At 45.4% G+C, this 17,676-nt stretch carries 21 protein-coding genes and 2 tRNA genes; 18 read left to right on the top strand and 5 right to left on the bottom strand.

The genetic code is table 11. The features are described from left to right. Positions 1–64: 64 nt before the first annotated feature. From R7R24_RS12925 to ruvX, 6 genes are all read left to right on the top strand, one after another. The gene (locus tag R7R24_RS12925) at positions 65–562 is read left to right on the top strand and encodes a SprT family zinc-dependent metalloprotease (RefSeq protein ID WP_005384539.1); all 498 of its coding nucleotides are present in this window, start codon (positions 65–67) and stop codon (positions 560–562) included. Between the two features lie 149 nt (positions 563–711). Continuing rightward, positions 712–1,407, top strand: a complete 696-nt coding sequence (gene endA, locus R7R24_RS12920) for a deoxyribonuclease I (protein ID WP_033907455.1) — start codon at positions 712–714, stop codon at positions 1,405–1,407. A 113-nt stretch (positions 1,408–1,520) separates the two neighbouring features. After that, positions 1,521–2,252: a 16S rRNA (uracil(1498)-N(3))-methyltransferase gene (rsmE, locus tag R7R24_RS12915; RefSeq protein WP_065274860.1), complete on the top strand. Its 732-nt coding sequence runs from the start codon at positions 1,521–1,523 to the stop codon at positions 2,250–2,252. A 13-nt stretch (positions 2,253–2,265) separates the two neighbouring features. Then, complete coding sequence (gshB, locus tag R7R24_RS12910) at positions 2,266–3,216, top strand: glutathione synthase (RefSeq protein ID WP_005381021.1); 951 nt, start codon at positions 2,266–2,268, stop codon at positions 3,214–3,216. 128 nt (positions 3,217–3,344) lie between these two features. Next, positions 3,345–3,908: a YqgE/AlgH family protein gene (locus tag R7R24_RS12905; protein WP_005381020.1), complete on the top strand. Its 564-nt coding sequence runs from the start codon at positions 3,345–3,347 to the stop codon at positions 3,906–3,908. A 35-nt stretch (positions 3,909–3,943) separates the two neighbouring features. Beyond that, positions 3,944–4,369, top strand: a complete 426-nt coding sequence (gene ruvX, locus R7R24_RS12900) for a Holliday junction resolvase RuvX (protein WP_005381017.1) — start codon at positions 3,944–3,946, stop codon at positions 4,367–4,369. A 61-nt stretch (positions 4,370–4,430) separates the two neighbouring features. Here the strand turns inward: ruvX and R7R24_RS12895 are convergent, their stop codons facing one another. Together R7R24_RS12895 and R7R24_RS12890 are read right to left on the bottom strand one after the other, a co-directional pair. Continuing rightward, positions 4,431–5,537: a PilT/PilU family type 4a pilus ATPase gene (locus R7R24_RS12895; RefSeq protein ID WP_005381016.1), complete on the bottom strand. Its 1,107-nt coding sequence runs from the start codon at positions 5,535–5,537 to the stop codon at positions 4,431–4,433. 30 nt (positions 5,538–5,567) lie between these two features. Then, entirely contained in the window at positions 5,568–6,608 is a 1,041-nt protein-coding gene (locus tag R7R24_RS12890) for a type IV pilus twitching motility protein PilT (RefSeq protein WP_005381015.1), read from the bottom strand. Between the two features lie 28 nt (positions 6,609–6,636). Here R7R24_RS12890 and R7R24_RS12885 point away from each other — a divergent pair, with 28 nt between their 5' ends. The 7 genes from R7R24_RS12885 (at position 6,637) to hemW (ending at position 11,694) form a co-directional block, all read left to right on the top strand. Further along, positions 6,637–7,338 carry a YggS family pyridoxal phosphate-dependent enzyme gene (locus R7R24_RS12885; protein WP_064354309.1) on the top strand — a complete coding sequence of 234 codons (702 nt, stop codon included), beginning with the start codon at positions 6,637–6,639 and terminating at the stop codon, positions 7,336–7,338. Positions 7,339–7,497: 159 nt separating this feature from the next. Further along, entirely contained in the window at positions 7,498–8,316 is an 819-nt protein-coding gene (gene proC, locus R7R24_RS12880) for a pyrroline-5-carboxylate reductase (protein WP_005381013.1), read from the top strand. Between the two features lie 52 nt (positions 8,317–8,368). Beyond that, complete coding sequence (locus R7R24_RS12875) at positions 8,369–8,926, top strand: YggT family protein (protein WP_005381012.1); 558 nt, start codon at positions 8,369–8,371, stop codon at positions 8,924–8,926. Then, positions 8,926–9,216, top strand: coding sequence for a DUF167 family protein YggU (gene yggU, locus R7R24_RS12870; RefSeq protein WP_065274862.1), 291 nt, complete (start codon positions 8,926–8,928; stop codon positions 9,214–9,216). The genes R7R24_RS12875 and yggU overlap by 1 nt, the downstream gene beginning before the upstream one ends. 128 nt (positions 9,217–9,344) lie before the next feature. Continuing rightward, a complete protein-coding gene (locus R7R24_RS12865; protein ID WP_005381010.1) occupies positions 9,345–9,776 on the top strand; it encodes a DUF4426 domain-containing protein in 432 nt (143 codons plus the stop codon). A 118-nt stretch (positions 9,777–9,894) separates the two neighbouring features. Next, positions 9,895–10,497 (top strand): XTP/dITP diphosphatase, encoded by a 603-nt coding sequence (locus tag R7R24_RS12860; protein WP_005381009.1) that lies wholly within the window; start codon positions 9,895–9,897, stop codon positions 10,495–10,497. 18 nt (positions 10,498–10,515) lie between these two features. Beyond that, positions 10,516–11,694: a radical SAM family heme chaperone HemW gene (gene hemW, locus R7R24_RS12855; RefSeq protein ID WP_191116329.1), complete on the top strand. Its 1,179-nt coding sequence runs from the start codon at positions 10,516–10,518 to the stop codon at positions 11,692–11,694. Positions 11,695–11,784: 90 nt separating this feature from the next. On the opposite strand, the gene glsB is transcribed toward hemW, so the two are convergent. The 3 genes from glsB to trmB form a co-directional block, all read right to left on the bottom strand. Next, a complete protein-coding gene (glsB, locus tag R7R24_RS12850; RefSeq protein ID WP_005381007.1) occupies positions 11,785–12,705 on the bottom strand; it encodes a glutaminase B in 921 nt (306 codons plus the stop codon). Between the two features lie 98 nt (positions 12,706–12,803). After that, entirely contained in the window at positions 12,804–13,832 is a 1,029-nt protein-coding gene (locus R7R24_RS12845; protein ID WP_191116328.1) for a TRM11 family SAM-dependent methyltransferase, read from the bottom strand. A 17-nt stretch (positions 13,833–13,849) separates the two neighbouring features. Beyond that, the gene (trmB, locus tag R7R24_RS12840) at positions 13,850–14,569 is read right to left on the bottom strand and encodes a tRNA (guanosine(46)-N7)-methyltransferase TrmB (protein WP_005384506.1); all 720 of its coding nucleotides are present in this window, start codon (positions 14,567–14,569) and stop codon (positions 13,850–13,852) included. Between the two features lie 203 nt (positions 14,570–14,772). Here trmB and mutY point away from each other — a divergent pair, with 203 nt between their 5' ends. The 5 genes from mutY (at position 14,773) to R7R24_RS12815 (ending at position 17,676) form a co-directional block, all read left to right on the top strand. After that, positions 14,773–15,849, top strand: coding sequence for an A/G-specific adenine glycosylase (gene mutY / locus R7R24_RS12835; protein WP_017635575.1), 1,077 nt, complete (start codon positions 14,773–14,775; stop codon positions 15,847–15,849). Positions 15,850–15,868: 19 nt separating this feature from the next. Beyond that, positions 15,869–16,141 (top strand): oxidative damage protection protein, encoded by a 273-nt coding sequence (locus R7R24_RS12830; RefSeq protein WP_005381002.1) that lies wholly within the window; start codon positions 15,869–15,871, stop codon positions 16,139–16,141. 77 nt (positions 16,142–16,218) lie between these two features. Beyond that, positions 16,219–17,358, top strand: a complete 1,140-nt coding sequence (gene mltC / locus R7R24_RS12825) for a membrane-bound lytic murein transglycosylase MltC (RefSeq protein ID WP_005381001.1) — start codon at positions 16,219–16,221, stop codon at positions 17,356–17,358. 100 nt (positions 17,359–17,458) lie between these two features. Continuing rightward, positions 17,459–17,534 (top strand) — tRNA-Phe (locus R7R24_RS12820). Positions 17,535–17,600: 66 nt separating this feature from the next. After that, positions 17,601–17,676: transfer RNA gene (locus R7R24_RS12815), tRNA-Thr, on the top strand.

Below are 17,676 nucleotides of genomic sequence, written 5' to 3'. Positions count from 1 at the left end.
CTGATGCTATGATCTGGCCCTCGCAAATGCGGGGGCTTTTTTATTTGATTTATCGAGGTGAATTGTGGATATAGAACTCAGCTATAAAGCCAAGCAAGTGATGGCGGACTGTATCGCGATGGCGGAACAAGCTTTCAAACGTTCTTTCCCGATTCCAACAATCACCTTCGACGTTCGTGGGAAAGCGGCAGGAAAAGCCTACCTTCAATTAAATCAAGTACGCCTAAACCCTGTTTTATTTCGCGAAAACACCCAAGCATTCTTAGATGAAGTCATTCCTCATGAAGTAGCACACCTGATTACTTATCAGGTTTACGGGCGAGTTAGGCCTCACGGTAAAGAATGGAAAGGCGTCATGGAAGCCGTATTTAACGTACCAGCCAAAACCACTCACAGCTTTGAAGTAAAATCCGTTCAAGGTAAAACCTTTGAGTATCGTTGTGGTTGTATGACCTACCCTCTATCGATTCGCCGTCATAATAAAGTGCTGCGCGAAGAGGCGACGTACTCTTGTCAAAAATGCCGCCAACCACTTAACTTCACCGGCATTCAATTATCGTAGCCCTTACCTCATAGTGTTACTTGCGTTCCCAAAATAAAGATCGGTTGATCAAAACCTTCCCTTCGCCACTTATTGTTAACTTACTCATCACTAAAGCTATTTTATGCGTGTTATCATGAATAAAGTCATACTTTATAAAGACTTTTATCATGAAATACTTATTCTCTCTGTTGCTTATCTCGCTTTCTAGCACTGCGATTGCCGCTCCACCGAGCTCATTCTCTGCAGCCAAACGTGAGGCGGTCAAAATTTATCAAGACCACCCAACAAGCTTCTACTGTGGCTGTAACATTCAATGGCAAGGCAAGAAAGGCTTACCCGATTTAGCCTCTTGCGGTTACCAAGTCCGTAAACAAGAAAAACGGGCTGCACGAATCGAATGGGAGCACGTTGTTCCTGCGTGGCAATTTGGCCACCAGCGTCAATGCTGGCAAGATGGCGGACGTAAAAACTGTAAGAAAAAAGACAAAACTTTTCGTTTGATGGAAGCAGACTTGCACAACCTAACCCCTGCTATTGGTGAAGTAAACGGTGACCGTTCGAACTACAACTTCAGCCAATGGAACGGTATGGATGGCGTGAGTTATGGTCGCTGTGAGATGCAAGTGAACTTTAAGCAGCGTAAAGTCATGCCACCAGACCGTGCGCGTGGCTCAATTGCTCGTACCTATCTATACATGAGCAAAGAGTACGGTTTCAAACTGTCGAAGCAGCAAACGCAATTAATGAGTGCTTGGAACAAAACCTATCCTGTCGATAAATGGGAATGTGAGCGTGACGAGCGCATTGCAAAAGTACAGGGCAATCACAACCCATTTGTTCAAGAAGCCTGCCGCGCACTGTAACCTCCGACCTCGAAGCGTTTCAATTACTGATATTGAAACGCTTCTTGCCCCTTGTTTTTTCGGTGCAAAGCATCCATGTTAGGGTTTAAGTTTATTCTCTTGCTGGAAATCTCATGCGTACCCCTCGAATTTATCATCCAGAAACCATTCATCAACTTGGCTCACTTGCTTTAAGTGACGACGCAGCAGGCCATATCGGTCGTGTTTTGCGCATGAAAGAAGGCCAAGACGTTCTCCTTTTTGACAACAGTGGCGCAGAGTTCCCAGCGGTTATCAGTGAAGTCAGCAAGAAATCAGTTTTGGTTAACATCACCGAGCGTGTAGAAAGCAGTATTGAATCCCCTTTAGATCTGCACCTTGGTCAAGTCATTTCACGTGGCGATAAGATGGAGTTCACCATCCAAAAGTCTGTTGAACTTGGCGTCAATACCATCACTCCTCTGATTTCTGAACGTTGTGGCGTCAAGCTTGACCAAAAGCGTTTTGAGAAAAAACTCGCGCAATGGCAGAAAATCGCCATCAGTGCCTGTGAGCAATGTGGGCGTAATGTCGTGCCCGAAATTCGTCCAATTATGAGCTTGGAAGAGTGGTGTAAAGAAGAGTACGATGGTTTAAAGCTTAACCTTCACCCTCGTGCTAAATACTCAATCAACACTTTGCCAACCCCGGTTGAAAAAGTGCGCCTACTGATCGGTCCTGAAGGCGGTTTATCGTCTGAAGAGATCGAGATGACTCGAGAATACCAATTTGAAGAAACGCTACTCGGCCCTCGCGTTCTGCGTACCGAAACAGCGGCTCTGACAGCAATTACAGCCTTACAAGTTCGTTTCGGCGATCTTGGTTAAACGGAGAAAAATAATGATCAAACTCGGTATCGTAATGGACCCAATCTCGTCCATTAACATCAAAAAAGACTCTAGCTTTGCCATGATGCTTGAAGCGCAACGACGCGGCTATGAAATCCACTACATGGAAATGAATGATCTGCATCTCGATCAAGGCGTTGCCATTGCAGATACTAAAGTGGTAGAACTAAAAGAAGATCCAAACGGTTGGTACGAGTTCAAATCAGAGCAAACTATCGAACTGTCTGAGCTAGACGCGGTGCTAATGCGTAAAGATCCTCCGTTTGATACTGAATACATCTACGCGACTTACATCCTTGAGCGTGCAGAAGAACAAGGTGCACTGATCGTTAACAAGCCTCAAAGCTTACGTGATTGTAACGAAAAGCTGTTTACGGCATGGTTCCCAGAGCTGACACCTACAACGATCGTGACGCGAAAAGCAGAGAAAATTAAAGAATTTCGTGAAAAACATGGTGATGTCATCCTGAAACCGCTTGATGGTATGGGTGGCGCGTCCATCTTCCGTGTAAAAGAAAACGATCCAAACGTCTCTGTGATCATCGAGACATTGACTAACCACGGTCAAAACTACGCAATGGCACAAACCTTCGTGCCAGACATCAGCAACGGTGACAAACGTATCCTAGTGGTAGATGGCGAACCTATGCCTTACTGTCTAGCACGCATTCCTGCTAAAGGCGAAACGCGCGGCAACCTAGCCGCTGGTGGTACTGGTGAAGCTCGTCCGCTAAGCGAAACCGACCTCAAAATTGCGCAAACCGTTGCTCCGACACTGAAAGAAAAAGGCCTTATCTTTGTTGGCCTTGACGTAATTGGCGACAAGCTAACAGAGATCAACGTCACCAGTCCAACCTGTATTCGCGAAATTGAAGCAGCTTTTGATATCTCAATCACAGGCAAGCTGATGGATGCGATTGAACGTCGAGTAAAAGGCGAATAACTCAAACTGTATTACAGTTAATAGAGAGCGTAGTACATTAACTTAAGCAAACTCATGCACATACCTAGATGGTAAATTGTATGATGTTTGCTTAAGGGCATTTACGAGAGTTAAGGGTCAGTATGAGTATGAATCTCACAAATCACTTTTTGGTTGCCATGCCTGGGATGAAAGATCCGTACTTTCAAAACAGCGTGATCTACGTTTGTGAGCACAACGAAGACGGCGCTATGGGGCTGATGATCAATGCTCCTGTTGATATCACCGTCGGCAACATGCTCAAGCAGGTGGAAGTTCAGCCAGTACACCCGCGCCTATTTGAAGCCAGTCTAGATAGACCAGTCTACAATGGCGGCCCAATCTCGGAAGATCGTGGTTTTATTTTGCATAAACCCAAAGATTACTACGAGTCCAGCGTCCAAATGACCGACGACCTCGCGGTAACCACTTCGCGAGATATTCTTTCGGTGTTAGGAACAGAAGCAGAACCAAGTGATTACCTAGTGGCACTTGGCTACTCCGGTTGGAGTGCAGGCCAATTAGAAAGTGAGCTGGTCGAAAACTCTTGGCTCACCATTGAAGCTACGCCTGAAATTATCTTTAATACACCAATCAACGAGCGTTGGAAGAAAGCGGTCGAAAAGCTGGGCATCGACCCAAGTCACCTTTCAGCAGACTCTGGACATGCTTAGTCCAAATATACAGTTACATTAGATAGAGACACCTTATGTCACGCACAATTATGGCTTTTGACTTTGGAACCAAAAGCATTGGTAGCGCTATTGGCCAAGAAATTACTGGTACAGCTTCCCCATTAAAAGCCTTTAAAGCCAATGACGGTATTCCAAACTGGGACGATATCGAAAAGCAAATCAAAGAGTGGCAACCAGATTTGCTAGTGGTCGGTTTACCGACCGATCTGCATGGTAAAGACCTTGAGACCATAACCCCTCGTGCACGAAAATTTGCTAAGCGTCTGCAAGGCCGATACGGATTGCCTGTTGAACTGCATGATGAGCGTTTATCTACTGCAGAAGCTCGTGCGGAGTTGTTCAGCATGGGCGGCTACAAAGCCCTATCGAAAGGTAATGTTGACTGCCAGTCAGCAGTGGTGATTCTAGAAAGCTGGTTTGAAGCCCTTTGGGGTGAGTAAACACTTCAAGCACAATGAAAAAAGGTTGGCTCCTGCCAACCTTTTTTGTTTCTGGATTGGATTAATCCATATCGATCTTAACGTTCGCCAAACTGCCCGTAGAGAATGCTTCACCACGCTGCGTTTTCAACATCAAGCGCAGATCATTTGCCGAGTCGGCACTATGTAGTGCATCCTCTTCGCTGATCTTACCTTGCATCACTAACTTATAGAGAGATTGATCGAACGTCAGCATACCAAACTCATTTGAGCGAGCCATGGTTGACTTCAACTCATGTAAATCTCCGCGACGAATCAAATCCGACACACGTGGGCTATTTAGCAAGATCTCAAATACACCATGACGTCCCTGCCCATTTTTATCTCGGATCAACTGCTGACCAACCACGCCTTTTAGGTTCATCGACAAATCGAACAAGAATTGTTCTTTTTGATCTTTCGGTACCAAGTGAAGAATGCGCTCTAAAGCTTGGTTTGCATTGTTGGCGTGCAACGTTGCCATACACAGGTGACCCGTTTCGGCGAAGGTCATCGCGTATTCCATTGTTTCACGGCTACGGATCTCACCAATCAAAATCATATCTGGTGCTTGGCGCAGCGAGTTTTTAAGCGCAACTTCATAGCTTTCCGTATCTAACCCAACTTCGCGTTGAGTCACGATACAGCGCTTGTGTTCATGCACGAATTCGATCGGATCTTCGACCGTCAAAATATGCCCGGTTTTATTGCTGTTTCGATAGCCTGTCATCGCCGCCATGGTGGTCGATTTACCCGATCCAGTAGCACCGACCACCAGCACCAAACCACGCTTAGCTATTGCCAAATCTTGCAACACTAACGGTAACTTTAACTGCTCAAAAGTAGGAATATTGGTTTCAATACGACGAATCACTGCGCCTGGTAACTCGCGTTGAAAAAAGGCACTCACACGGAAGCGGCCACAATCTCTCACAATGGCAAAATTTGACTCGCGACTTTTACGAAATTCCTGACGCCGATCTGGTTCCATAGCGCTGTCGAGTAATGCAGCCACATCGCTCTCGGTAAGTTTTTCCCCTTGCGGACGCAATTCGCCATCCACACGAAATAGAATTGGCGCTCCAACCGTGATGTAAAGATCCGACGCTTTCAGCGCCAACATGCCTTCGAGAAATTTATCTAGATCCATCTTCCGTATTCACCATTATCTGTATGAACGTTACGAGAATTGCTGCACTTCTAATCCGATCTTACTATCGACCTCTTCACGAGCAACCATGCCTTGCGCCATTAACTGACGAGCATTTTGCTCCATGGTTTGCATGCCGTGAGCCGCACCTGTTTGAATGATCGAATACATCTGCGCGACTTTGTCTTCGCGGATCAAATTACGAATCGCAGGCGTTGCCATCATAATTTCATGGCATGCAATACGGCCACCACCATTACGCTTCAGAAGCTTTTGCGCGATAACCGAACGAAGAGACTCAGATAGCATCGAGCGGACCATATCTTTATCACTACCAGGAAAAACATCGATAATACGGTCAATAGTTTTTGCCGCCGAGCTGGTATGCAACGTCCCGAAAACTAAGTGACCCGTTTCTGCCGCCGTTAAGGCAAGGCTGATGGTTTCTTTATCACGCATCTCACCGACTAGAATCACATCCGGGTCTTCGCGCAATGCACTACGCAAAGCATTTTGGAAACTATGGGTGTCACGGTGAACTTCACGCTGGTTGATCAAACATTTATTGTTGTTGTGAACAAATTCAATCGGATCTTCAATTGTGAGTACGTGCTTGTTGTGATTACGGTTAATGTAGTCAACAATGGCTGCTAAGGTCGTCGATTTACCTGAACCTGTTGGGCCAGTGACCAGAACTAAGCCTTTTTCAGCGTTCGCAATTTTTTTGAAGATCTCTGGCGCTTCTAGCTCTTCCAGAGTTGGAATGCTACTTGGAATGGTACGGAATACTGCCGCACAACCGCGAGATTGATTGAAGGCGTTGACACGGAAACGGCCAACGTTATGCAACTCAAAAGAGAAATCGACTTCGAGTTTTTCTTCGAACTCACTGCGTTGGGCATCGTTCATGATTTCGAAAACCAAACGATGCACTTCTTGGTGTGTAAACGCTGGAATACCTAGTTTTCTCACATCCCCATCAATACGAACCATTGGTGGGACACCTGCAGAAAGATGTAGATCCGAGGCATTATGTTTTACACTAAAATCCAGTAACTCAGTGATATCCATTTAAAATCCTTAAGTCTAAAGTACAGCTATGAGTAGTATTCAACAAAATATTGAACATATCACCTCTCAAATTCGATATGACGAGCAAAAATGTGGTCGAACTCCAGAGTCAGTGCAACTTCTAGCGGTAAGCAAAACTAAACCTGTCGAGGCAATTCTCGAAGCCTACCGAGCGGGACAAACCGCCTTTGGTGAAAACTACGTCCAAGAGGGCGTCAGTAAAGTTCAGCACTTTGCCGAGCATTATCCAGATAATCGAATCGAATGGCACTTCATTGGCCCGATTCAGTCGAATAAATCGCGACTTGTTGCCGAACATTTCGATTGGGTTCACACCATCGATCGAACCAAGATTGCTCAACGCCTGAATGATCAGCGTCCAAGCGAACTTAAACCGCTACAAGTTCTGATTCAGGTTAACACCAGTGGTGAGGCATCTAAGTCTGGTGTCACTGAAGCGGAAGTATTCGAGCTGGCGGAGTTGATTTCTCGCCTACCCAACCTCACTTTAAGAGGGTTGATGTCGATTCCTGCCAACGTGTCTGACTACGAATCACAACTCCATGAATTTCAGAAGTTGGCTACGTTGAAGCAAACACTCGAAGCACAGTTCCCAGAAATCGATACATTATCAATGGGAATGAGTGGTGATATGACCGCTGCAATCGAAGCTGGTAGTACAATGGTTCGTATTGGAACCGCTATTTTCGGCGCACGAGACTACAGCTAAATCAACAAAACGCTCACTCGCGACATAAGTTATGTCGTCAATCGTTAGAGCGTAAATGCGCAATCATCTTACTCGCCAATAGGAGCAGTAAGTAACAGCGGCGCCATTATACACCTGAGCGCACAACAAATTCTAAATATCATGATGGAAATCAGACTAATGGAACATAAAAAAATCGCCTTCATTGGTGCTGGCAACATGGTGAGAGCCATTGTTTCCGGCTTGGTTGCTAACGGATACCCAGCGCAAAACATTACCGCGACGGCTCCTTCAGAGGCTCGCCGCCTTCTGCTAGAACAAGATTTTGGCATCCGTACCACCAGCGATAACATCCAAGCTGCGACCGAGGCGGATGTGGTGGTATTGTCTGTAAAACCGCAAATGATGGCGGATGTCTGTAAACCACTGCAATCGATCGATTTCACTAATAAACTGGTGATTTCTATTGCCGCAGGCATCAACTGTTCACGATTGGATGATATGCTAGCCACCAAATTGAACTTGGTTCGTGTTATGCCAAATACGCCATCACAACTTGGGTTGGGTATGAGTGGGTTGTTCGCACCAACTCATGTAACCGAGCACGACAAAGCTTTTGCCGCAGAGTTAATGGAAGCGGTCGGTAAAGTATGTTGGGTTGAGCAAGAGTCTGGCATCAATAATGTGATTGCCGCAGCGGGCAGTGCTCCAGCATACTTCTTCCTGTTTATGGAAGCGATGCAAGCAGAAGCGATTGCGCAAGGCTTTGATAAAGAGACCGCTCGACTATTGGTTCAGCAAGCTGCACTGGGCGCGGCCAGTATGGTGGTTAGCAACCCAGAAACTGAGCTATCGACCCTGCGTGAGAACGTAACTTCGAAAGGTGGGACAACGGCAGAAGCACTGCGTACATTCAACGAACATCAACTTTCAGATATTGTCGCTAAAGCCATGCAAGCTGCTGTGGCTCGCGCGGAAGAAATGGAAAAACTGTTTTAATTATTTGGATGAACTCCGTTTAGTATCATCCATCACTTGTTAAGGGTACCTTATGAATTCAATGAGTTTTCTCATCTCAACCCTATTTGACCTGTACATCATGGTCGTAATTTTGCGAATTTGGTTGCAAGCTGCGCGCGCAGACTTCTACAACCCATTCTCGCAATTTATAGTAAAAGCGACTCAGCCGGTCATTGGTCCATTGCGCCGCGTTATCCCTTCCGTGGGGAATATTGACCTAGCAACCGTGTTGTTTGCCTACGTGTTGTGTGTGCTTAAATTTGTCGTGCTTATCCTAATAGCTTCGAACGGTTCCGTCTCTTTCAGCGCTGACTTCTTATTCTTGGGCTTATTATCATTAATCAAAGCCGCAGGTGGCCTATTGTTCTGGGTACTATTGATCCGTGCAATTTTGAGCTGGGTAAGCCAAGGCCGCAGCCCTATCGAGTACGTATTCCATCAACTGACCGAGCCAATGTGCGCTCCAATCCGTCGTATTCTTCCGGCTATTGGTGGTCTTGATTTAAGCGTACTGGTGTTATTTATCGGCTTGCAGTTCGCGAACTTCTTAATGGGCGATATCATTGGTCCAATTTGGTTCCAGCTATAATGTCAGCTGCAGTTTGGCAAGATGGTGAGGACATCATCCTGAAGCTCTATATTCAACCTAAAGCTAGCCGCGATAAAATCGTTGGCTTGCATGGTGAAGAGCTAAAAATCGCCATTACTGCTCCACCTGTCGATGGCAAAGCTAATGCACACCTAACTAAGTTCTTAGCCAAGCAGTTTAAAATCGCTAAGGGCTTGGTTAACATAGAAAAAGGTGAATTAGGACGGCACAAACAAATTCGGATAGAATCGCCTACCCAGATACCGACAGAAATTAAAGCCATCTTATGATGGCTTTTTATTTACGATTTTGTACCACACTTACTAATACCAACGACTGAGTACGCATTTTTTACCCCCTGACCAAGGTAAAATTGCAGCTATGGTTGTTTTATAACAAGTGCTTTGAGGAAGTAACAATGAGCAAATGGATTACCGCATTACTGATTAGCCTGTTGTCGTTACCAAGCTTCGCCGATCAGTTTAAAAATATGAAAGATATCGAAGTACACTATGTAGCGTTTAACTCAACATTCCTAACACCCAAAGTCGCACGTAGCTACGATATCAAACGTAATGGATACCTCGCTGTGGTTAATATTAGCGTGTTAGATAGAGCTTCATTGGGTAAGCCAGCATTAGAAGCAAAAATTGCTGGACGCGCGAAGAACCTTATCGGCCAAACTCAGACCTTGACCTTTCGTGAAGTCAAAGAAGGCAATGCGATATACTATTTAGCCGAACTGCCAATTACCCACGAAGAAACTTTTACTTTCGATATTGACGTAAAAGCTGGAAACAAAGGCTCAGGTAAGCTTAAATTCACCCAGAAGTTTTATGTTGAAGAGTAATTGGGTTGTGATGTTCCAAAAGCTTTTGGATCTAAGCAGGCTAAAAACCACTTATTAGTTAAAGAATATCTAGAGGAGAACGATTTGTTCTCCTCTATCACTATTAAAAGAGATTCCCATGAAAAAAATTGTGCTAGCAACTGGTAACCAAGGCAAAGTTCGTGAAATGGCAGATTTATTGTCTGACTTCGGCTTTGAAGTATTAGCGCAAAGTGAATTCAATGTATCGGAAGTAGCTGAAACGGGTACAACTTTCATTGAAAACGCAATCATTAAAGCTCGCCATGCCGCACAAGAAACAGGGCTTCCTGCCATTGCAGACGACTCTGGATTAGAAGTCGATTTCTTAAAAGGCGCTCCGGGCATTTACTCTGCACGTTACGCAGGCGAGAGCGCATCTGATCAAGAGAATCTAGAAAAATTGCTAGCGGCAATGGAAGGCGTACCAGAAGCAGAGCGTACAGCACGTTTCCACTGCGTATTAGTCCTCATGCGTCACGAGAACGACCCAACGCCTATCGTCTGTCACGGTAAATGGGAAGGCCGAATTCTAACTGAAGCACACGGTGAAAATGGCTTTGGCTACGACCCAATCTTCTTTGTTCCTGAAGACAACTGTGCGTCAGCCGAACTTGAACCTGCACGTAAGAAACAACTGTCTCACCGCGGTAAAGCGCTCAAGTCGTTGTTTGCTCAACTGTCTGAGCAAGTGTCTCAGTAATCACGAGCGAATTAGACCATGTTAACGCCCCCAGCACTCAGCTTGTATGTACACATCCCTTGGTGTGTGCAAAAGTGCCCGTATTGCGACTTTAACTCTCACGCGCTCAAAACCGAGATTCCAGAAGAAGAGTACATCAGTGCCCTTTTAGAAGATTTGGATACCGACATTGAGAAATACCGACTTAACGAAGCGCCACGTCCACTGCATTCAATCTTCATTGGTGGTGGTACGCCGAGTTTGATTTCGGCAGAAGGCATCGAGCGTCTACTTAAGGGCATTGAAGCGCGTATTCCGTTCAAGCCTGAAATCGAAATAACCATGGAAGCGAACCCAGGCACCATCGAAGCAGAGCGTTTTGTTGGCTACCGTAAAGCCGGGGTAACGCGTATCTCTATCGGCGTGCAAAGCTTTGAGCAACAAAAGCTTGAGCGTTTGGGGCGTATTCACGGCCAAGACGAAGCCGTCAACGCTGCTCAGCTGGCGCACCAAATCGGTTTGAACAGCTTTAACTTCGATCTCATGCACGGCTTACCTGATCAAAGCATCGAACAAGCCTTGGCAGATTTGGACAAAGCGATTGAGTTGGCACCGCCGCACTTGTCTTGGTATCAGCTGACCATCGAACCAAACACCATGTTCTACTACAAGCCACCAACGCTACCTGACGATGATGACTTGTGGGATATTTTCGAGCTCGGACACCAAAAACTTGCAGCCGCGGGTTATGTGCAATATGAAATCTCCGGTTACAGTAAGCCGGGCTATCAGTGTCAGCACAACCTCAACTACTGGCGCTTTGGTGATTACCTTGGTATCGGTTGTGGCTCTCATGGCAAACTCAGTTTTACCGACGGACGTATTATTCGAACGACAAAGGTAAAACACCCGCGAGGCTATTTAGCGGCTTATCAAAATATGGTCAAACCTTATCTGCATACGGAACATGTCGTCGCGGATGAAGATCGTCCATTCGAGTTCTTTATGAACCGATTCCGCTTAATTGAAGCCTGTCCGAAGCAAGATTACGTGGACACCACGGGCTTACCGCTTAGTACGATTCAAGAAACCATCAACTGGGCGATAGAAATGGGCTACCTGAGTGAAACGCCTACCCACTGGCAAATTACTGAAAAAGGGAAGCTCTTCCTTAATGATTTGCTCGAAGCCTTTATGGCCGAAGAAAGCGAAGAGTAACGCAACCCCAAAACAAAAAAAGCCTCTCAATTGAGAGGCTTTTTATTTAGAAACTGTGCCGTCCTAAATAAGGTTGACACATTTCTAACATTAGAAAATTGAACGGCCAATTCGCTCTGAGAGCAGCTCAAGCGCCTTAGTACCCGCAAGCGAGTTACCTGAAGGATCAAGCTCTGGAGACCATACTGAAATGGTCATTTCACCAGGTACTACCGCGATAATGCCACCACCAACACCAGACTTACCAGGCATTCCAACGCGATAAGCAAACTCGCCCGCGCCATCATACAAGCCACACGTTGCTAACAGTGCATTAAGTTGTTTGGTTTGCACAGGAGAAACTACAGGCTTACCCGTTTGTACCGATGTGCCCTTGTTTGCTAAATAGCTAAACGTTTTAGCCAAATCGACGCAACTCATCTTCAGCGCACAAGCGTGGAAGTAATTTTGTAGTACTGGAATCACTTCATTTTCGAAGTTGCCAAACGAACGCATGAGATATGCAATCGCCGCATTACGATCACCATGCATCATTTCGGATGCCGCAACGACTTTGTCATACACAATATGGGTATCACCAGAAAGCTGACGCACAAACTCCAACAGGCGCTGACGAGGCGCAGATAAGCGAGTTTGTAACAAATCCGCCACTACTATCGCTCCAGCATTTATAAATGGATTACGAGGAATACCTTGCTCCATTTCTAGCTGGATTAGCGAATTAAATGCCTGCCCCGAAGGCTCTTTTCCCACTCGAGACCAAATTTCTTCTTGCTTGTACAAGCACATCGCTAACGTCAAGCTCAATGCTTTTGAAATAGATTGGATAGAGAAAGGTTCATCGGCATCACCCGCCTTAATAACCTCACCTTCGTTGGTGTATACCGCAATACCTAACTTGTTGCTGGGTACTTTTGCCAGAGCAGGAATGTAATCAGCCACTTTACCTTGGCCGATTAAAGGGCGTACTTCCGCCAAAATATCTGTCAAAATTTCCACTGTCGGTTTCATTCTCTACCTTCTATTTACAAGAGAACTCGTTGAGCTCAGAGGTAAAAAAAGCCAACGTGTCGTTGGCTTTTCCATAGGGTTCGTTCGACTCAAGTCGATTATGGTTTTACTGCCACAATAATATTGCGGTTGATAGATTGATCAACACGGTGAAGATAACCGATGTAAGGCTCTTCTGAAAGTACCTTCCAACCTTGCTCTTCAAATAATGCCGCGACATCTTTCCATTTCAATGTGAATTCATTGAAAGACAACACCACTGAACCTTGCTTTTTCAATACCACTTTCCATGCAGGCAGAGCCTCTTTTAAAAGCTCTAGTGGACTACGGTTCAGTTTGCTGTCCTTGGCATTTTTGCTGCCGTGCTGCACGCCGTAAGGCAAGTCAGACACCATCACATCAACTGAGTTCTTTTTCACGACTTGATCAGCGATACGAGTATCAGCCGAATACAGCTTCATAAACTGAAGATTGCCTTGGTTGTAATCTTCTTTATTTGCTGCAGCTTCAACCACGAAACCATCCGCCACTTTCTTGCCACCCGCAGTGCGCTTTTCTTTGCTCACTTTGTGCTTAAAGCGGCCATTCTTCATGAACTTAACAATAAAGGTCTGGATCTCTTGCACCCACTTGGCGTTGATCTCAACCCCTACCACGTTCAAACCGTGGATCAAGCCTTCAAATAAGGTTGTACCTTTACCACACATTGGATCCATTAAGGTCAGTTGTTCACTTCCCGTATTGGACGCACTAATGCCGATATTCACCATCAAACGGGTAAACTGCTCATTTGTTTTCCCGGTGTAGCGCAAAATCTGGCTCATGCTTTCCGGGAAAGTGTTAAATACGGGCGCTTGAACTGGTCGAAGTAAACCATCTTCGCGCACTTCAAATAGCGCATAGTAAATCGAAGAGGCTGCGATTCTTCGCGCCTGCTCATCGGTTAGCGCTTCCTGACAAGAAAACACCAACGCAGCAGGTAAGCCAACGTCTTTACTACCAATTTCTGTCACATCCACGCCTTGTGAAACTAAAATTGCTTTTAGTTCAGAACAGGCAATGGTCATTGCGCTATCAAAGTAAATTCGGTTATGACCCGGATTCGCTAATATCGCGTAATGGTACATCCCATGAACTCCTCTGGTTACGCAATACGCTTATATTTGATATCCCAAACACCGTGACCAAGACGGTGACCACGAGCTTCAAACTTCGTTAGCGGGCGATCGTCTGGACGAGGAACGAAATCACCATCTTTAGCAATGTTTTCGAAACCAGGCGCTTGGTTCATCACTTCAATCATGTGCTCTGCGTAGTTTTCCCAGTCGGTCGCCATGTGGAAAATACCTTCATTAGGGATAAGCTTCTCACGCACCATTTCCGCAAAACCTAATTGAACAATACGACGCTTGTGGTGACGCTTCTTATGCCAAGGGTCTGGGAAGAACAATTGCAGTGTCGATAAGCTGCCATTTGGGATCATGTGTTCGAATACTTCTACCGCATCGTGACACATTACACGCAGGTTAGTAATTCCCGCTTCGCGAGCATCGGCAAGACAAGCACCCACGCCTGGGCTATGAACTTCGATACCGATGAAGTTTTTCTCTGGCGCGTTCTTTGCCATTTCAACCAATGAAGCACCCATACCAAAACCGATCTCAAGCACTACTGGGTTATCGTTGCCAAACACCTCTTTCCAATCGAGAAGTTCAGCTTTGAAGTCAATACCCATCGTAGGCCAGCATTCATTCATCGCGCTCTCTTGACCTTTAGTCAAACGCCCTTCACGGCGTACAAAGCTGCGGATTTTGCGGATCAGCTTTCCGTCTTCGTTGTATTCGTTAGTGGTTACTTCACTCATTGATTTTGCCTGCACATTGATTAATCAAAGCGGGGATTATCCAAAGAATTTACTTAGGTGCAAGTATTTGTTGAGCTCTTGGTCTATGGCAATCCAAAAGCAACGAAACACCTCTTTATATCCCTACTGTTTATCCGTTGTACTTCTTGCCCATTATGTGGTGCAATTTTGCACCTAACCAATAATAGAATACAGAGCAAGTCGTGACACCTTTCGCCAGTGCCATCCTAGAATGGTATGACGCATATGGAAGAAAAGATCTTCCGTGGCAACAAAATAAGACCGCATACAGTGTCTGGTTGTCTGAAATTATGCTTCAGCAAACTCAGGTCACTACGGTTATTCCGTATTACCAACGTTTCTTGGAGCGCTTTCCAACCGTAATCGATCTTGCCAATGCTGAGCAAGATGAAGTCCTACACCTTTGGACTGGCTTAGGGTATTACGCCCGAGCCCGTAACCTTCACAAAGCAGCACAAGAGGTCGCCTCTACATACAATGGTGAGTTTCCTCTTGATATAGAGAAAATGAACGCCCTACCGGGGATTGGTCGCTCTACTGCTGCCGCCATTTTATCGTCTGTGTATAAACAACCACACGCGATTCTTGATGGTAACGTGAAGCGCACCCTATCCCGCTGTTTCGCAGTTGCAGGATGGCCAGGACAAAAAAAGGTTGAAAACCAGCTGTGGGAAATTGCCGAAACGCATACCCCACAAACGGATGTAGATAAGTATAACCAGGCAATGATGGACATGGGCGCAATGGTCTGCACTCGCAGCAAACCCAAATGTAGCCTCTGCCCTGTTGCTGACCTGTGTGTGGCAAAACAACAAGGTAATGTGCTCGACTACCCGGGCAAAAAACCGAAGAAAGATAAACCAATCAAGCAAACTCGTTTCGTGATGCTTCACCACAACACCGAAAATGGTCATGAGGTGTGGTTGGAGCAAAGACCACAAACAGGCATTTGGGGTGGCTTATTCTGCTTCCCACAAACCGAACATGTGGATGCAGAAAGCGACATTGAATTGCTACTGGATCAACGCGGCATTCAAGCCAGCAATATCAAACAGAAGCAAACACTGATTACCTTTCGTCATACATTCAGCCATTACCACCTAGATATCACGCCAATTTTGATTGATTTATCAAAGCAACCGGACGTGATAATGGAAGGCAACAAAGGTCTTTGGTATAACTTATCTAAACCTGAAGAAGTCGGTTTAGCCGCGCCAGTAAAACTATTGCTGGAAACGCTACCCCACGAACTTCGTTAATTGAATACAAGGAGTCATTATGAGCCGCACTGTATTTTGTGCTCGACTAAAGAAAGAAGGCGAAGGTCTAGACTTTCAACTTTACCCTGGTGAACTAGGTAAACGCATTTTCGACAACATCTCGAAAGAAGCGTGGGCTCAGTGGCAACACAAACAAACCATGTTGATCAACGAGAAGAAACTCAACATGATGGATCCAGAACACCGCAAACTGATCGAAACAGAAATGGTAAATTTCCTCTTTGAAGGAAAAGACGTTCATATCGAAGGTTACACACCGCCGAGCGAATAAAGTCGCTTGAGTTAAACAATGACATCACAACCATTTGTGGTGTCATTTTTCTATTACCTTCAATAACTCTGATACTTATGAAAAAAATTGTCTTTATTGCTGCCGCACTTTTAATGGCAGGCTGTAGCCGTGAATTCGTCGAAAAGATTTATGACGTCAACTACGAGCCAACAAACCGTTTTGCCAATAACTTAGCTGAGCTACCAGGACAATTTGAAAAAGATACTGCGGCGCTAGATGCCTTAATCAATAGCTTTTCAGGCAATATTCAAAAGCGCTGGGGTAAAAAAGAAATCAAGTACGCAGGCAAGAGTAATTACGTTAAGTACATCGATAACTACCTTAGCCGCGCCGAGGTCGACTTTCGCAAAGGCGTGATCACGATAGAGACCGTATCACCGACCGAGCCCCAAAAACACCTAAAAGACGCGATTGTCACCACCTTATTAACACCAGACGATCCCGCTCACGTCGACTTATTCTCCTCTAAAGGTATCACGTTAGAGGGGCAACCATTCCTGTATAAACAAGTTGTCGACCAAGACAATAAGCCAATTCAATGGTCTTGGCGGGCAAACCGATTTGCGGAATACCTCATCGCAAATAAAATAAAAACCAAAAATGTAGATTTCAAGAAAGCGTATTACGTCGAAATTCCCATGGTTGAAGACCACTTTTCAACTCGCAGCTACCAATACGCCGATATCGTGCGTCGAGCTTCCAAGAAATACGACATTCCAGAAGACTTGATATACGCCATTATTAAAACCGAGAGCAGTTTCAACCCATACGCGGTAAGTTGGGCAAATGCATATGGCCTAATGCAAGTTGTACCTAAAACAGCGGGACGAGATGTGTTCAAACTCGTGAAAAAGCGCTCGGGCCAACCAAGCCCTGAATATTTGTTTAATCCAGAAAACAACATAGATACTGGTACTGCGTATTTCTATATCTTAAAAAATCGTTATTTAAGAGAAGTCCGCCACCCTACCTCTCTCGAGTACAGCATGATTTCAGCTTACAATGGCGGTACTGGAGGAGTTTTAAACACATTTCATCGCAGTGATCGCAAACGCGCAATGCAAGATCTTAATTCATTGCAACCCAACCAAGTTTATTGGGCGTTAACCAAGAAACACCCGAACGCAGAAGCGCGTCGCTACCTAGAAAAAGTTACAAATTTCAAAAAGGAATTTAACTCGAAGCAAACTTTGTAGTGACAGTTGAATAAAAAGCGTTCGAACAACCACTTTTTTGAAATTATTTAAAAAAAGTGGTTGACGCAACGCGGGAAAATCCGTTTAATAGCGCTCCGTTGCCCGGATAGCTCAGTCGGTAGAGCAGAGGATTGAAAATCCTCGTGTCGGTGGTTCGATTCCGCCTCCGGGCACCACAATTTGATTTGTTGGTGTCTTAACGAAATGTTATAACACGGACAAAAGCACAAAGAATAAAGTGTGCCGACTTAGCTCAGTAGGTAGAGCAACTGACTTGTAATCAGTAGGTCACCAGTTCGATTCCGGTAGTCGGCACCA

The sequence above is a fragment of the Vibrio sp. 704 genome, assembly GCF_033339295.1.
Note: the sequence above shows the minus strand (reverse complement) of the source record. Positions and strands in the feature narration are given on the sequence as shown.

Excerpts from the sequence above, each read along its gene's own strand:
- R7R24_RS12885 (WP_064354309.1), top strand. The coding sequence starts at position 6,637 with ATGAGTAGTATTCAACAAAATATTGAACATATCACCTCTCAAATTCGA.
- gshB (WP_005381021.1), top strand. The coding sequence starts at position 2,266 with ATGATCAAACTCGGTATCGTAATGGACCCAATCTCGTCCATTAACATC.
- proC (WP_005381013.1), top strand. The coding sequence starts at position 7,498 with ATGGAACATAAAAAAATCGCCTTCATTGGTGCTGGCAACATGGTGAGA.
- R7R24_RS12905 (WP_005381020.1), top strand. The coding sequence starts at position 3,345 with ATGAATCTCACAAATCACTTTTTGGTTGCCATGCCTGGGATGAAAGAT.
- yggU (WP_065274862.1), top strand. The coding sequence starts at position 8,926 with ATGTCAGCTGCAGTTTGGCAAGATGGTGAGGACATCATCCTGAAGCTC.
- R7R24_RS12845 (WP_191116328.1), bottom strand. The coding sequence starts at position 13,832 with ATGTACCATTACGCGATATTAGCGAATCCGGGTCATAACCGAATTTAC.
- R7R24_RS12875 (WP_005381012.1), top strand. The coding sequence starts at position 8,369 with ATGAATTCAATGAGTTTTCTCATCTCAACCCTATTTGACCTGTACATC.
- rsmE (WP_065274860.1), top strand. The coding sequence starts at position 1,521 with ATGCGTACCCCTCGAATTTATCATCCAGAAACCATTCATCAACTTGGC.
- hemW (WP_191116329.1), top strand. The coding sequence starts at position 10,516 with ATGTTAACGCCCCCAGCACTCAGCTTGTATGTACACATCCCTTGGTGT.
- R7R24_RS12860 (WP_005381009.1), top strand. The coding sequence starts at position 9,895 with ATGAAAAAAATTGTGCTAGCAACTGGTAACCAAGGCAAAGTTCGTGAA.
- trmB (WP_005384506.1), bottom strand. The coding sequence starts at position 14,569 with ATGAGTGAAGTAACCACTAACGAATACAACGAAGACGGAAAGCTGATC.
- R7R24_RS12830 (WP_005381002.1), top strand. The coding sequence starts at position 15,869 with ATGAGCCGCACTGTATTTTGTGCTCGACTAAAGAAAGAAGGCGAAGGT.
- endA (WP_033907455.1), top strand. The coding sequence starts at position 712 with ATGAAATACTTATTCTCTCTGTTGCTTATCTCGCTTTCTAGCACTGCG.
- glsB (WP_005381007.1), bottom strand. The coding sequence starts at position 12,705 with ATGAAACCGACAGTGGAAATTTTGACAGATATTTTGGCGGAAGTACGC.
- R7R24_RS12895 (WP_005381016.1), bottom strand. The coding sequence starts at position 5,537 with ATGGATCTAGATAAATTTCTCGAAGGCATGTTGGCGCTGAAAGCGTCG.
- ruvX (WP_005381017.1), top strand. The coding sequence starts at position 3,944 with ATGTCACGCACAATTATGGCTTTTGACTTTGGAACCAAAAGCATTGGT.
- R7R24_RS12890 (WP_005381015.1), bottom strand. The coding sequence starts at position 6,608 with ATGGATATCACTGAGTTACTGGATTTTAGTGTAAAACATAATGCCTCG.
- R7R24_RS12865 (WP_005381010.1), top strand. The coding sequence starts at position 9,345 with ATGAGCAAATGGATTACCGCATTACTGATTAGCCTGTTGTCGTTACCA.
- mltC (WP_005381001.1), top strand. The coding sequence starts at position 16,219 with ATGAAAAAAATTGTCTTTATTGCTGCCGCACTTTTAATGGCAGGCTGT.